The sequence below is a fragment of the Ideonella sp. genome (assembly GCF_036277275.1).
In the GTDB taxonomy this organism is placed as follows: Bacteria; Pseudomonadota; Gammaproteobacteria; order Burkholderiales; family Burkholderiaceae_C; genus Ideonella.
Genome location: NZ_DASUNH010000125.1, coordinates 115,275 through 130,992, shown reverse-complemented (window position 1 = coordinate 130,992; position 15,718 = coordinate 115,275). Strand labels below are relative to the sequence as shown.

The following is a 15,718-nucleotide window of genomic DNA, read 5'->3' as shown; positions in this document are numbered from 1 at the left end:
TCACACCGCCCTCATCGCCTGCACCGGCTCCAGCCGCGATGCGCGCCATGCGGGATAGGCCGCCACCAACAGCATCAGCACCGGTATCAGCACGCCTGGCGGCACCGTCACGGCAAAGCTGAGTTGCGGGTAGACCACGTCGGTGGTCCCAGGGATGGCCGTCATCGAGTGCGCCTTCATGCTCATCCCGGTGATGGAATGCACCCACACCATCAGCGAGCCGAAGCCGGTGCCGATCAGCGCGCCGATGCCGCCGAGCATCAGCGCCTCAAGCAGCACCAATCGCACGATGAACGGCCCTGGCGTGCCCAGCGCCAGCAGGGTGCCGAATTCGCGCGTGCGTTCCAGCACCGACATCAGCACCGTGTTGGCGATCACGATGGAGATCGTCGAAAACACGATGAGCATCACGAGCAACAAGCTGCCCTTGAACATGCCGTTCATCTGCACGACCTCGGGCAGCAGGTCCCGCCAGCTGTAGACCGTCGCATTGGGCTGCTCGACCAGCGCCCTGACGGCCTGCAGCGCGGCTTCGGGCTCATCCGTGTCGCGGGCGCGGAACGTGATGCTCGAATAGCGGTCGGCCAGCCCCAGCACCCGTTGCAGGGCCGGCAGCGAGACCTGTGCCATCGTCTCGTCGAAGCTGTGGCTGCCGGTGTCGAACAGCCCGACGACGACAAAGGCTTCGGACGAGAGTTCGCCCTTCACGTCCTGCGCCATCACGACGACCTTGTCGCCGACGGCGACGCGAAGGCGATCCGCGAGCTTGCGGCCGAGGACCACCTCGCCGTCGCGGGCCGAATCCAGGTAGCGGCCCGCGTGGATCGACTTGTAGAGGAACGTCACGTCGCGCTCGGTATCCGGCGCCACGCCAATCAACTGAACCGGCTCGGACCCTTTCGGCGAGGCAACCAGCCCGGGCGACTGCACGCGCGGCGACGCGGCGCGCACCGAGGCGAGGTCACGAATGCGGGCGAGCAGTGCCGGCCCGTCGTCCAGCGAAAGGCTGGCGTCCAGGCGGGCTTTGTAGTCGCGATGCTGGACCTGGCCGTCTCCGGTGATGAAGCCGGTGGAGTTTTCGACGATCTGCCGGTAGTAACCGGTGACGAAGCCCCCCAGGAAGACGAAGGCGGCCAGCGCGAATGCGATGCCGAAGCCGGTCAACGCGCTGCGCACCGGGTGGCGGCCGATGTTGCGCAACGCCAGCATCGGCAGCAACGCACCCGCGGCTCGCTCACGCCCCGCTCGACTGCGCCCGGACGCGCCGGCCAGGCCCCGCATGGCTGCCAGTGGACTCAGCCGCGCGATCTTCCAGGCCGGGTACACGGCAGCGCCGACAGTCACGAGCGCCACGCCGGCGCCGATCATCAAGGCACGGTACGCCGACAAATGAGGATGCAGCGTCGTCGACAGGCCCGGCATCTGTTGCAGGGCGTTGGAATGGCTCGCCAGGTCGATGCCCTGGGATGACAAATGCGCCACCAGACCACCACCGATGGCGATGCCGATGACGAAGCCCAACACGCCGAGAAGCGCGGCTTCGAGAACGATGAGCAAGAAGAGATACGCGGGGCGCGTGCCCAGCGCCATGGCGGTGCCGAACTCGCGCATCCGTTCCAGCGCCGCCATCAGGACCGAATTGGTCACGCCGACCATCACGATCCCGAACAGCACGAACATCACGATCGTGGCCACCCATTCGTGGAAGGCGACTTTCTGCGCCACGTCGGGAAGCAGGTCGCGCCAGCCCTTGACCTCCAGCTTGGGGCCAAGCCACCGAGCCAGTTCGCGCACGGCCGGGTCGCTGCGATCGTAGTGGTCCAGCTTCACCACCATCGTGCTCAACTCATCGCCGGCCGACAGCAGCGCGCGCGCATCGCCGAGCGAGATGAAGGCCTGCAGACCGTCGATCATCTCGTTGCCGGTGTCGTAGACGCCGGCAACGGTGAAACGGTTGGCGCCGATCGATCCCTGCAGCCCCTGCGTCAGCACCGCGATTTCGGAGCCGACCGATACATTCAAGGCTTTGGCGAGGCTGCTTCCGACCACGATGCCGCCACCCTTGTCGTCAAGCCATCGCCCGGTCGATACCTTCTCGTGCAATGAGGTCACCCGGCGTTCCTGGGCCGGATCGACGCCTACCAACAGCACGCCACGCGACAGCGCCTCGGTGCTGACCATGACCGGCGCTTGCAGACGCGGGGCCGCTGCCAGCACGCCGGGCACCCGGCTCAAAGCCACCGAGTCGACCTCCGCGGCCGCAAAGCTCAGGTCGAGACTGGGATCGTCGGTGTAGCCGGCGCGATGGATCTGCACATGGCCGGTGAAAGTCCCGGTCATCGTGCTGATCGACTGGTTGTTGCTGCCGTCGAACAGCGACCACGCCAGCACCAACGCCGTCACACCGAAGGCGATGACGGCGACTGTCAGGCCACTGCGCCGCGGGTGGCGCCAGGTGTTGCGCCAGGCGAGCTTAAGCCAGAGCATGGCTGGCGTCCTCCACCACGAGGCCGTCCTTGAGCCGCACGATGCGGCTGGCATGGCGCATCACCATGTCATCGTGGGTCGAGAAGACGAAGGTCGTGCCTTGCTCCCCGTTGAGCTTGCGCATCATGCGCACCAGCGACTCGCCGGTCTCGGAATCCAGGTTCGCGGTCGGCTCGTCCGCCAGCACCAGCAGCGGCCGGCCGGCGATGGCCCGCGCCACGGCGACCCGCTGCTGCTGGCCGCCCGAAAGCTGCGCGGGCCGGCGGTGCTGGTAGCCATCCAGCCCCACCTGCACCAGCGCTTCGTTTGCACGCTGGCGTCGCTCTTGCGGCGACACGCCTTGCAGCAGTGGAACGTATTCGACGTTTTCCAGCGCCGACAGAACCGGCAGCAGGTTGTAGTCCTGGAAGACGAAGCCGATCTTGGTCAGCCGCAGCTGCGACAACTGCTTTGCGCTGGCGCTGGCGACGTCGGTGTCGCCGATCGAGATGTTTCCGGTCGTCGGACGATCCAGCGCGCCGATCATGTTCAGCAGCGTGGTCTTGCCCGAACCGGACGGCCCGACCAGCGTGAGGAACTCGCCGCCGCTGATGGTCAGGTTGATGCCCCGCAGCGCATGCACCTGCACCTCGTCCTGGGCGTAGGTCTTGCTCACGCCGCGCACGCTGACCAGCGCAGTTCCTTCGGCATTGGCTCGGTCCATGGCGTCACTCCTTGCGGGTCAGGTTGCGCAGCGAGAACAGGCTGTCGTCCATCGGCTTGTCGTAGCGTGCGGTCTTGATCGTGATGACGGTCGACTTGCCGGGCTTGTCGCTCGGCTTCATTTCCCAGCGCGTGGGCACGTCGCGGCCATCGAGCTTGCGGATTTCGGAGTAGGTCAAGGCGCGCACGAGGTGGCCGCGTTCGTCGAAGAATTCCTGCTTCAGCGGCAGGAAGTCGGGGCCGACCGCGTAGAGGATCTTTCCCCAGACCACCGGGGCCTGCGGCTTGGGCATGGCCTCGATCAGGTAGCGGCCCGTGCCGTCGGCGGCGGGCGACTCCAGCAGCTTGTGCGTGTAGTCGTCGACGAGGCTGCTTTCCTTGACCAGGTCGTCGTTGGTGAAATCGCTGCCGAGCCAGGGCTGCAGCATCAGCGATGGCGGCACCTTCAGCGTGCGCTCGATCGCTGGGATGTAGTTCCACATCTCCGATTGCAGACGCAGCGACGAGATTCCGTAGTCCTTCGCGGGTGCGACGACACGCAGGAAAGACTTGCCAGGGCGATCCATCCAAACGGCGAGCGACAGCGTGCGCGACCACGACGGCGTGGTGATCGTCATGTCGAAGTCGGCCTGCATGGTCCGTCCCCACAGCGCGAGTTCGGCACGATCCACGACCTTCGAGGCATCGGTCTCGATGGTCGGCTTGGCGAGTGCGCCGCCCGTTGCGGCCCACAGCATCAAAGGCACGAGCAGGCGACGGCGTGATGACGAGAACGACATGGAATAGCGACTCCTACCGCTTCGATCGAGCGGAGGCGCGCAGCATAGAAGTCCTACGCGTTAGGGACAACCTGCAAGATCTGGGAGGGGTGCAGCCATTGACCGGGCAGGGCCCGCATCGCCATCATCCGCGCCGTTGAAATGGCACCGCGTCCGCGCGTGCCGCTTTGGCGCGCCGGCCGTGCACTTGCGCGGTGCATCGCGCGCGCCTCCCATACACCTCACAAGATGTCATCAAGGGGTCTTCAGATGCATGCGTTCGATGCAGGCGGCGGGCGATTGAGCTCGGTGCTGGGCAAACTGGCCGAACTCGATCCGGAACGCCCGGCGCTCGTATTCCTGGACGATGGAGAAAACGAGGCCGGCCGCATGACGCGGCGGCAGATGCACGAGCGTGCGATGCAGATCGCCGCTGCCATGCGCGATCGCGGGCTGGTCGGCGAGCGGGTGCTGCTCGCGTTCCATTCGTCGCTCGACTACGTTGTCGCCTTCCTCGCCTGCGTCTATGCGGGCGTGATCGCCGTGCCCGTCTACCCGCCGCGGCAAACCTGGCATTCCAGACGCCTGGTGGCCATCGCCCGCGACGCCGGCGCCGGCCTGGTGTTGACGAGCGACAACCTCTGCGCAGAGGTGTCGGAACGACTCAACGCCGCAGACGGCGTGAACCTCGACACCTTGGGCCTCGGTGCGTTGCAGGGCGCGGGCCCGGGCTGGATCAACGAGCAGGTGCAACCGCAGGAGCTGGCGTACCTGCAGTACACCTCCGGCTCGACCGGTGATCCCAAGGGCGTGATGATCACGCACACCAACCTCGCGATGAACGCGGCGTTCATCGCCCGCTCGGCGGGTCTGGGGGGCGAGACGTCGTTCGTCTCGTGGCTGCCGATCTACCACGACATGGGGTTGGTGGCCGGCATCGTGCTGCCGCTGATGCTGGGTGCCACGGCGGTCTTCATGCCGCCGGCGGCGTTCGTGCAGCAGCCGCTGAACTGGCTCAAGGCAATCGACACCTATCGTGGCGAGTTTTCGGCGGCACCGAACTTCGCGTTCGACCTGTGTGTGGCGCGTGTCACGCCCGAGCAGGCCGCCACGCTCGACCTCTCCAGCTGGCGCGTGGCCCTCAATGGTGCGGAGCCGATCTGGGCCAGCACCATCGACGCCTTCAACGACCGTTTCGCGGCCGGCCGAGCCAGCCCTGCGCTGACGTCGGGCGGCTACGGCATGGCCGAGGCCACGCTCGTGGTCACCATCGGCGCACTCGACGAAGTGTCACCCCGGCTGGTCGTCGACAAGACGGCGCTGGCGGCCGATCGCATCGTGCTGTCCGATCCGCAGGCGCAGAACACGGCGACGTTCGTCTCCAGCGGCCATGTGCGCAGCGGCTACGACGTCTGCATCGTTCGCCCGCAGGACAGCGCACCTTGCGAGCCGCTGGAGGTGGGTGAGATCTGGGTCTGCGGGCCCTGTGTCGGGCAAGGCTACTGGCGGCGCGAAGAGGCCACGGCCGAGACGTTCCGCGCCCAGGTGCTCGGCCGGCCGGGCGTGCATTGGCTGCGCACCGGCGACCTTGGCTTCGTGCATGAGGGGCAGCTCTACGTCACGGGCCGCCTGAAGGACCTGATCATCGTCCGGGGTGCGAACCACTACCCGCAGGACCTGGAACGTACCGCGGAGCAAGCCCATCCCGCGCTGCGATTGGGTGGCTACGGCGCGGCCTTCACGATCGACTCGGAGCGTGACGCTCCGCAAGTGGTGATCGTGCAAGAGGTCGAGCGCTCGGCGCGCAAGCAGGTCAACGTTTCGGTCGTTGGCCGGGCCATTGCCGACGCCGTGGCCCGCGAACACGGCATCGAGGTGGACATGGTGGTGCTGGTGCCGCCGGCCACCGTCCCGAAGACCTCCAGCGGCAAGATCCAGCGTCGTGCCTGCCGCATCTCGTTGCAGGCCAAGGAGTGGTCCGAGATCGGTCGCTGGGAGCGGCCGGCGGCCCAGCCGCTGCCGGCGCAGATGCCGCACCAATGGACGCAGTGGCTTCGTGAGCAGGTTGCCGCACTGGTGGGTCGTTCGGTCGACGAAGTGGCGGTTGAGCGGCCGTTCAGCGATATGGGGCTCGACTCGGTCAAGGTCGTGCAATTGGTGGCTGACCTGTCTCGAGCCACCGGCCGCAAGCTGCCCACGTCATTGCTGTACGACCACCCGACCATCGCGCGATTGGCGGCGTTGTTGTCCGGGAGCCAGGCGGCGCAGCCGTCCGCGTCGATCGAGCGGGCCGTGCCGATTGCGATCGTCGGCATGGGTTGCCGCGTGCCCGGGGCGGATGGCCTGGAGGCCTTTTGGCGTCTGCTGCACAGCGGCGCCGTTGCCATTCGCGAAGTGCCGAGCGACCGCGCCCGGTTGACCGGTTGGAACCCGCCCGCCGACGCGCCACACCGCTTCGTGGGTCTGCTCGACGACATCGACGCCTTCGATGCGGCGGCGTTCGGCATCGCCCCGCGCGAGGCTCAAAGCATGGACCCGCAGCAGCGCCTGCTGCTGGAGACGGCCTGGCATGCGCTGGAGCATGCGCACATCGCGCCGGATCGGCTGGGCGGCTCCGCCGCGGGCGTGTTCATCGGCATCAGCTCGAACGACTACTACCGTTTGCAGCGCTCGCAAGGGGCCGGGACGGACGGCCATGCCGGCACCGGCGGCGCACTCAGCATCGCGGCCAACCGCATCTCGTATGTGTTGGGTCTGCAGGGCCCGAGCCTGGCGATCGACACGGCCTGTTCGTCGTCGCTGGTGGCTGTGCATCAGGCTTGCAGAAGTTTGGCCGCGGGTGAGTGCGTGCTGGCGCTGGCCGGCGGCGTCAACCTGGTGCTGTGCGAAGACCTGGGCACGATCTTCGGCCAGGCGGGCATGCTGGCGCCCGATGGGCGCTGCAAGACCTTCGATGACAGCGCCGATGGCTACGTGCGCGGCGAGGGCTGCGGGGTGCTGGTGCTCAAGCGCCTGGACGATGCGCTGCGCGACGGCGACCCGGTGCGGGCCGTCATCGTCGGCTCGGCGGTCAACCAGGATGGCGCCAGCAATGGGCTGACGGCGCCGAACGGGCTGGCCCAACAACGCGTGGTGCATTCGGCGCTTCAACGCGCGGGCCTCGACGGCCAAGCCATCGACTACGTCGAAACCCATGGCACGGGCACCTCGCTGGGTGATCCGGTCGAGGTGCACGCGCTGCGCGCTGTGCTCGGTGAAGTCGGGCCCGCTGCCGCACCGTGCTGGCTGGGGGCGCTCAAGACGCAGATCGGGCACCTCGAGGCCGCCGCCGGTGTCATGGGCGTCATCAAGGCCACCCTCGCGCTGCAGCGGGAGCTCATTCCCGCCAACCGCAACTTCACCCGCCTGAACAGCAAGATCGAGCTGGGAGAGCGACTGCGGCCCGCCACCGAAGCGGTCGCGTGGGCCGCGCGCGCCGGGCGACCGCGCCACGCCGGCGTCAGCTCGTTCGGCTTCGGCGGAACGAACTCGCACGTCGTGTTGCAGGAGGCGCCCGCGCAGCCGCAGGCCGAGGCCACGCCGCAGGCCGCGCTGCTGCACCTGGTGAGTGCGCGCAGCGATGGCGCGCTGAAAGTGCTTGCTCAACAGCACGCAGCCGCGCTCGCCCAAGCCGAGCCGGGCCAGGCCGTGGACCTCGTCCATACCTCGCGCGCCGGCCGATCGCACCTGGACGAGCGGCTGGCGGTTGTCGCGCAGCACGCTCGGGGTCTGGTGGAGGGTCTCGGTGCATTCACGGAAGGGACGACACCACCCGAGCACGTCGTCCTGATCAAGCGCCGGGCGCGCGCAGAGCTGCGTCCCGCCTTCCTCTTTACCGGGCAGGGCGCCCAGTACGCGGGCATGGGTGAAAGCCTGTACCGCGACGAGCCGGTGTTCCGTCGCACGATCGAACGCTGCGACGCCGTGTTGTCTGGCGAGCTGGGCGTGCCGCTGACCGAGCTGATGTTCGGGAACGCGGGCAGCCGTCTCGAAGACACGCGGTATGGGCAGCCGGCGCTGGTTGCGCTGCAGCTGGGGCTGTCGGCCTTGTGGGCCGATCGCGGCGTGCAGCCATCGTGGGTTTGCGGGCACAGCGTCGGCGAGTACGCGGCGGCGGTGGCCAGTGGTGTGATGGATGTCGAGACCGCGCTGAAGCTGGTCATGCTGCGCGCCCGCCTGATGAGCGAGGCACCAGGCCAGGGCGCCATGCTCAGCGTCGCAGCTGACGAACAGCAGTCGATCCAGGCGCTGGGGCCACTGGCCGATGCGCTGGAAGTGGCCGGCTGCAACAGCCCACGGCAGACGGTGTGGTCCGGCGACGTGGCCGCGGTCGAGCTGGCGGTGGCTCGCTTGCAGGCCATGGGCCTGCCGGCCAAACGACTGGCCGTCAGCCATGCGTTCCACTCACGGCTCATGGAGCCGGTGCTCGGGGTCTTCGAGCCCGCGGTGGCGGCCAGCCGCTTCGGCGACATGACGTTGCCGTTCGTCGCCACCGGCGGCCCTGTCGACGCGGATGTGCGTCAGCCGCGCTATTGGGTCGAGCAGATCCGGCAGCCGGTGCGCTTTGTCCAGGCCATTCGGCAGCTGCATGCGCTGGGTTCCAGGGCATTCATCGAGGTCGGGCCGGGCGCCACGCTCACGTCCTTGGTGCGCGACACGCTCGACGGCGATGTCGAGCGCATCGCCAGCCTGCAACGCGGTGTCGACGCGACATTGGCCTGGCATGCCGCGGCCGGCACCTGGTGGGCCGCCGGTGGCGTGCTCGCAGCGCCGCAACGGCCGGCGCGCAGCCGTCCCGGGTGCGTCGAATTGCCGAGTTATCCGTTCGAACGCCGCCGCCATTGGTTCACCCCCGCAGCGGTGAGCGCGGCGCGACCGGCTTCGATCGTGCAGCCGCTGGTCGGCCAACGTATCGACCTGGCCGACGAGGGCATGCGCGTGTTCGATGCCCGGCTGCCGGCCGGCGCCGATTGGCTGCGCGACCACGTCGTGGCGGGGCGGCCGGTGATGCCGGGCGCGGGCTGGATCTCGCTGGCGCTGCAGGCGATGGCGGGTGTCGACAGCAGCGCCACGCTGAGCCAGTTGTCGTTCGATCAACCGTTGGACCTGGACGAAACGACCCGTGTGCAAACGCGGCTGGTGCGGCGTGACGGAAGCTGGGATCTGCGCATCGGCAAGCAGCAGGCCGACGCCACCTGGGTGGACTGCGCTCGGGGCCGTTGGCAGCCACGCGCCGCCACGGCCACTGAACCGCTGCCGAAGCCCTTGCTCGGGCAGGCGATCCCCCATGAGAAGTTGTACGCCGATCTGGCAGCCTGTGGCCTGGCCTATGGACCCGCTTTCCGCCTGCTGCGTGATGTGGGCAAGACGGACGACCACGTTCAGGCCACGGTGATGCCGCCGGCAGGTTCCGCCGCAGACGCGCATGCGCCGCACCCGGCGTGGCTCGACGCCGTGTTCCAGAGCGTCGGTGCGTTGCTGGTCGGCGAAGGTGCCGACGGCGCTGCCGCTCCGGTCCCGGTCGCGATCGATGCATTGCACTGGCATGGTCGCGCAGTGGTCGGTGACGCGAAGGCCCTGGCCTGCCTTCGCACGCACGACGACACCGGAGCGGTCGTCGACATCGGCGTCTGGGATGTACGAGGTCAGCCGCTGATGCAGGTGGAAGGCCTGCAGCTGCGCTGGGTGACGGCTTTGGGCGGCCGCCGTGACAACCCGTCCTATGTGGCCGAGTGGCAGCCGCTGCAGACGACCTCTGCCGACGGCCGTCGCTGGCTGGTGGTCGCCGACAACGATTCGTCGGCCCGCCGGCTGGCGGCCGAGCTGACCGAAGCCGGTGGCCAGGCCACTTGCTTCGAAGGTGGTTGGCAGCATGTGCAAGGTCTGACCGATGCGCTGCGAAGCGCTTGGTCGCAGCACCCGGGAATCGGCCTGCTCGCCTTGCTTTCGAACGGCTCCGGCAACGACGACGTCGAGCGCGCACTGCAGCGATGCGAAGCACTGCAGGCGACGCTGCTGGCGTGTGACCAGCTCGCGGCCGAATGCGCCGGTTTGACGGTCTGCCTCGTTACCGAGGATGCGCTGGCCGGCCCCGGTTGTGCGGCGGCCTCGATCGTCGGTGCGGCGGCTGCCGCTGTGTGGCGCAGCGCGGCGCACGAGCTGCCGTCGCTCGCGCTTCGCCACGCCGACCTCTCGGCCCATCGTGCGGGGGCTGACGCGCGTGTGCTGGTGCAAGCGTTGTCCGGCGACGAGACGGAGTTGCGTATCCACGCCGGCGCGGCGCATGTCCGGCGGCTGCGGCCGGCGCCTCTTGCCAAGACGGCGGTGCCGTGGCCCGCCGTCGACGGCGCCGTGCTGGTCACCGGGGGCACGGGGGCACTCGGCTTGCATGTGGCGGGCGGCCTCGTCGAAGCCGGCACCCGGCATCTGGTCCTCGTTTCCCGCCGGGCGGAGCTGGCGCCGGCCGGTACGGCCCGTGTGCAAAGCTGGCGCGGTCGTGGCTGCCGCGTCGATCTGATCGCCTGCGACGTCGCCGAGCGTGACCAAGTGCGGCGCCTGATCGATGGTCTCGACGAGCAGGGCATCCCGCTGCGCGGCATCGTGCACGCGGCAGGCACCAACGACGACGCGCCGCTGGCGTTGCTCGACGGTGCACGCTGGCGTGGGCCGGCCCAGGCCAAGGTGCGCGGCGCCCAGTGGCTCGACGAATGCACGCGGCAGCTGCCGTTGGCTTTCTTCGTCGCCTTCTCGTCGGCCGCTGCGCCCTTGGGCTCACCGGGCCAGTGCAACTACGCAGCGGCCAACGCGATGCTGGAAGCGGTGCTGCAGCGACGCACGGCCTCACAGCCTTCCGGCATGCGCGCAGTGAGCCTGCAGTGGGGTCCCTGGGCCGGTGCGGGGATGGCGGATTCGGAGACGGTCCGCCAGGCACTCGCGCGGCGCGGGTTGGCGCCTCTGGGCGTCGCACAGGCGCTCGAAGCCTTGGGGCAGGCACTGTGCGGGTCCGAAGCCGAGCGCCTGGTCGCGCGCATCGATTGGTCGGCGCTGGCCGCCTCGTCACACGGCATGCTCGCGAGCCCATGGCGGGCAATGGCCCGCGACGGCGAAGCCATGGCGCCGCCGGACAGCGAGCGCCCATCGCCGGACGAGTTGCTGGCGCTGGACAAGCCTCAGGCCCTGGCCGCCATCCGTCTCGAGCTGGCGGTGCAGCTGGCACAGGTGCTCAAGCTTGACTCGGGTCAACTGCCCGTTCAGGACCCACCGCGCTTCGACCGGTTGCGCCTGTCATCGCTCGGCCTCGACTCCCTGATGGCGATGGAGATGCGCAACCGCATGCGCGCCTGGCTCGGTGTCGATCTGCCGGCCCATGTGCTGATCGGCGGGGTCGAGATCGGCGAGGTGCTCGACCTGATCCACGAGAAGGCGCTGCTGCGCTCGCTCAGCCAACCTGCGCCGTTGGCCGGCGATGCCGACTCCTCGGCGGATGACGACATGGAAGTGATGGTCCTATGAGCCTCGGCGAAATCCTGCAAACCCTGCGCCTGAGCGGTGTCACGCTGGCGCTGGACGGCAGCAACGGCTTGCGTGTGCAAGCGCCCAAGGGGGCGTTCACGCCAGCGCTGCGCGACCAACTGGCGGTGCACAAGCAAGAACTCGTTCGCTGGCTGCAAGAAAGCCAAGTCGACGACGGAGCACCGCTGCCGCAGTGCACCCCGGAGCCACAGTCCTTGTACGAGCCGTTTCCGCTGTCGGACCTGCAGATGGGCTTCTACATGGCGGACGACCCGTACATGGAGTTCCATGTCCGGCCGCACTACTACATCGAGAAGCAGGCCGACGGGCTGGATGTGGCGCGCTACGAAGCCGCGTGGAACAAAGCCCTGCGCCGGCACAGCGCGGAGCTGGTCACCGTCACCGACGACGGGCTGCTGCAGACCGTTCGCGATCCGCAGCCGTTGGTCGTGCAGGTCAATGACTGGCGGAGCGAACCGGCTTCGGTGTCGCACGAGCGCCTGGCTGCCGTGCGCGCGCAGATGATGCGCAGCGAGCTGCCGATCGATCGCTGGCCGTGGCTGGACGTGCGCGTGTCGCTGTGGAGCGAAGACGGGCGCGAGCGCTGCCGCATCCACTACAACCACAACAATTTCTTCTCCGATGGCTATGGCACGACGCGGCTGCTGCAGGAGGTCGATCGCTACCATGCCGATCCCGCCCTCGAGCTGCCGCCGCTGACGTTGAGCTTCCGGGATGCGGCGCTGGCGCTCGATCGGTTGGCCGCGTCCGATACCGGGCAGGCCGCCAGGCGCTATTGGGAAGAGCGGTTGCCGGCCTTTCCAGAAGCCGTTCCGTTGCCGCTGCGCGCGGGGATGAACAAGCGTTGTCGCTCGCGCCTGAATCGCCGCGAAGGCTTCCTCGACGCCGCGCTGTGGCGTGGGCTGAAGGAGCACGCCCGCGAAGCCGGGCTCACGCCGTCGAGCGCCGTTTTCGCCGCCTACGCGGAAGTGCTGGCCGCATGGAGCAACAGCCGCCACTTCCTGTTGTCGAACATGATGACCCGGCGGCTCAATCTGCACCCTGAGATGCGCGGCATCGTGGGCAATTTCGCGTCGCTGTATCCGCTGGAAGTGGACCTGCGCGAGCGGAAGTCGTTCAGCGAGAGCGCGGTGCGCCTGCAGGAGCAGGTGAGCCGCGACAGCCGCCATACCCACTGGGGTGGCATGCGCGTGATGCAGGCGCTCAACCATGGGCGCCACGCGATGGGCAGTGCGCCGGTGCCGTTCGTGATCGGCAGCGGGCTGTTCATGGATGGCTTCGAACGTTCCGACTTCAGCTGCCTCGAAACCTCGCAGGTGATGCTGGACCACCAGTTCTGGGAACTCCCCGACGGCTGCCTGTACTACGTGTGGGACCTGCTGGAAGAGTTCTTTCCGGACGGTCTCATCGACGCGATGTGGCAGGCCTACGCCGACTTCATCGAGGCCTTGGCCACCGATGCCGGCATCTGGCGCCAGGCGGACATCGACTTGCTGCCCCAGGCGCAGCGCGAGCAACGGCGTCAGCCGCCTGTCGATCCGCGGACGGTGCCGTCCGGCGTGCTGAGCGACCTCGTCGCGGCCATGGCCGGCACGAGCACTGATGCGGTGGTCTGCGCCGGCCAGCGCTTCTGCCATTCCGAGGTCGCGGCTGGGGCGGGCGCGATTGCGCACGCCTTGCGTCAGGCCGGGGTGGGCAGCGGCGAGCGGATTGCCATCGTCGCCGATCGAGGACTCGGCTGGCTGCAAGCGGTGCATGCGGTGCAACTGGTGGGCAGCGCTCATGTGCCGATCGACCCGACCATGCCGACCGAGCGCTGCGCGGTGATGCTGGCCGACTGTGGCGCGGCGGCGGTGCTGTGCTCCGAGCGCCTGGTCGACCGCCCCTGGCCACGGACCTTGCCGGTGCTGGCGATCGAGCCGACGTCGGCGTCGAACGAGCGATCGATGACGGCGCAGCGCGTGGACAGCGACAGCCTCGCCTACATCATCTACACCTCCGGCTCCACGGGGCGGCCCAAGGGCGTGATGATCGACCACCGGGGTGTGATCAACACGGTGCGCGACATCAACGGCCGGTTCGGCGTGCAGGCGTCGGACCGATTGTTCGGCGTGTCGTCGATCGGCTTCGACCTGTCGGTCTACGACGTGTTTGGCGCGGCGGACGCAGGGGCGGCGCTGGTGTTTCCCGATCCCGATCAGGCGTTGAACCCGTCGCATTGGCTGGACCTGATGCAACAGGAGGCCGTGACCATCTGGAATTCGGCGCCACCACTGGCCGCGCTGCTCGCCGATGCCGCCGATGGTCGCGGCGTCACGCTGCCGGCGTTGCGCCTGGTCATGCTCAGTGGCGACTGGATTCCGCTGGATCTGCCTGACCGCCTGCGACGCATCGCGCCGGCGGCGCGCATCGTCAGCCTGGGCGGCGCCACCGAGGCCTCGATCTGGTCGATCCTGTACGAGATCGAGGCCGTCGAACCGTCGTGGGCCAGCATCCCTTATGGCCGCCCGATGGAAAACCAGCGCTGGCATGTGCTGGACGACCGAGGGCTCGACGTGCCGGTCTGGACAGCCGGCGATCTGTACATAGGCGGTATCGGCCTGGCCCAGGGCTATTGGAACGATCGTGCCAAGACCGAGGCCGCCTTCAAGGTGCACGGGCGCACCGGCGAACGTCTTTACCGCACCGGCGACTGCGGACGCTACCTGCCGGACGGAACGATCGAGTTCCTCGGTCGGCGCGATGCGCAGGTGAAGGTGCAGGGCTACCGCATCGAGTTGGGCGAGGTTGAAGCCGCACTGGCCGGCCATCCGGGCGTGGCGGCGGGGGTCGTCGTCGCGCACGGTGGCGGGCCCGGCAAGTCTGCGTGGCTGGCCGCCTACGTCGTGCGGTCGGCCGGTGCGGAGCTCGATGCGGCGCGCCTGTCGGACCACCTGGCGACCACGCTGCCGAAGTACATGGTGCCTTCGCGCATCGCCTTCCTGCCGCAGTTGCCGCTGTCGGCCAACGGCAAGATCGATCGCCGTGCCCTGCAGTCGCTGGAGCTGCCGGTGGAGGCCACGGTTGCCCGTGCAGCGCGGGCACCGGGCAATGAGGTCGAGGCCGGTTTGCTGGAACTGTGGAGCCGGGTGCTGCGGCGCGACATCGAGGAGGTTGGGCACGACTTCTTCGAACTCGGCGGGCAATCGTTCGAAGCCGTGCGCCTGGTCGGCCTGGTCAAGGAACGATTCGGCACCCGGTTGTCGCTGGGCGACATCTGGGAGCACAGAACCGTCGATCGCCTGGCCGCCCTGGTGCAAGGGCAGGGGAGCGACGCGCCGCTCGGGATGAGGCTGCTGTCATCGGCCGGCACCGGCACGCCGCTGTACCTGGTCCACCCGGCCGGTGGCCATGTGTTGTGCTATCGCCATTTCGCTGCCGCCGTGAAGCGGCCGGTGCGCGCCTTCGAAGCGCCTGGAGTTTCGGGGCAGGGCGCGCTTGCGGATTCCGTCGAGGCCTTGGCGTCGCTGTATGTCGCGGCGCTGAACAAGGTCCAGCCGAGTGGGCCGGTGATGCTGGGCGGCTGGTCTTCGGGCGGGCCGATCGCTTTCGAGATGGCAGCGCAGCTGCGCCGCGTTGGCCGAACCGTCGAGCGCGTCGTCCTGGTCGACACACCGGCGCCGGCGGCGTTGCCGGCTGTCAGTGGTGCGGACCTGCTCGCGTGGTTCGTCGAAGACCTGAACCTCGGGCCGCAGGCCATCGCCTTGACCGGTGAGGTGGCCATCGAGGGTTCCCACGCCGAGCGACTCGAACGCGTGTCCGCCCGGCTGCGCGCCGCCGGGCTCGCGCTGACGGCTTCAGCCGACGAACTTGCGCCGATCTACCGCACCTTCGAAGCCGTCGTGTTGGCGAACCGCGCCTATCGGGCGCCGAGAATCGACGTTGAGCTGCTGATCCTGCGGGCCGATGCCGGCTGCGTGAGCGAATTCGCGCTGCACCCCTGCGCTGACGAGCTCGATTGGGGTTGGCGCCAGCACACCAGCGGGCAGGCCCATGCGCACAGCGTTTCGGGCACGCACCACAGCTTGCTGGAACCCCCGACGGCCGTGCTGTGCGCCGACATCGTCGAGATGGCGGCGATCCAGGCCGCGGCCGCCGCATCGGCCAGGCGGCCGACGCCCGCGCACCCCGTCGACGAGGCTGCGTAGGTCACGGCATGG

At 68.6% G+C, this 15,718-nt stretch carries 5 protein-coding genes; 2 read left to right on the top strand and 3 right to left on the bottom strand.

Annotated elements, in window-relative coordinates:
- Genes VFY73_RS21115 through VFY73_RS21105 form a run of 3 tightly spaced genes read right to left on the bottom strand, consistent with a single transcriptional unit; the run spans position 1 to position 3,968 of the window.
- Complete coding sequence (locus tag VFY73_RS21115) at positions 1–2,487, bottom strand: ABC transporter permease (RefSeq protein ID WP_329722486.1); 2,487 nt, start codon at positions 2,485–2,487, stop codon at positions 1–3.
- Positions 2,474–3,190 carry an ABC transporter ATP-binding protein gene (locus VFY73_RS21110; protein ID WP_329722484.1) on the bottom strand — a complete coding sequence of 239 codons (717 nt, stop codon included), beginning with the start codon at positions 3,188–3,190 and terminating at the stop codon, positions 2,474–2,476. Before VFY73_RS21110 ends, VFY73_RS21115 begins: the two co-directional genes overlap by 14 nt.
- Positions 3,191–3,194: 4 nt before the next feature.
- Entirely contained in the window at positions 3,195–3,968 is a 774-nt protein-coding gene (locus VFY73_RS21105) for an outer membrane lipoprotein-sorting protein (protein WP_329722482.1), read from the bottom strand.
- A 249-nt stretch (positions 3,969–4,217) separates the two neighbouring features.
- On the opposite strand from VFY73_RS21105, the gene VFY73_RS21100 reads away from it, so the two are divergent.
- Positions 4,218–11,498 carry an SDR family NAD(P)-dependent oxidoreductase gene (locus VFY73_RS21100; protein ID WP_329722480.1) on the top strand — a complete coding sequence of 2,427 codons (7,281 nt, stop codon included), beginning with the start codon at positions 4,218–4,220 and terminating at the stop codon, positions 11,496–11,498.
- Entirely contained in the window at positions 11,495–15,706 is a 4,212-nt protein-coding gene (locus VFY73_RS21095; protein WP_329722478.1) for an amino acid adenylation domain-containing protein, read from the top strand. Before VFY73_RS21100 ends, VFY73_RS21095 begins: the two co-directional genes overlap by 4 nt.
- The last annotated feature ends 12 nt before the right edge of the window (positions 15,707–15,718 follow it).

Excerpts from the sequence above, each read along its gene's own strand:
- VFY73_RS21100 (WP_329722480.1), top strand. The coding sequence starts at position 4,218 with ATGCATGCGTTCGATGCAGGCGGCGGGCGATTGAGCTCGGTGCTGGGC.
- VFY73_RS21110 (WP_329722484.1), bottom strand. The coding sequence starts at position 3,190 with ATGGACCGAGCCAATGCCGAAGGAACTGCGCTGGTCAGCGTGCGCGGC.
- VFY73_RS21105 (WP_329722482.1), bottom strand. The coding sequence starts at position 3,968 with ATGTCGTTCTCGTCATCACGCCGTCGCCTGCTCGTGCCTTTGATGCTG.
- VFY73_RS21115 (WP_329722486.1), bottom strand. The coding sequence starts at position 2,487 with ATGCTCTGGCTTAAGCTCGCCTGGCGCAACACCTGGCGCCACCCGCGG.
- VFY73_RS21095 (WP_329722478.1), top strand. The coding sequence starts at position 11,495 with ATGAGCCTCGGCGAAATCCTGCAAACCCTGCGCCTGAGCGGTGTCACG.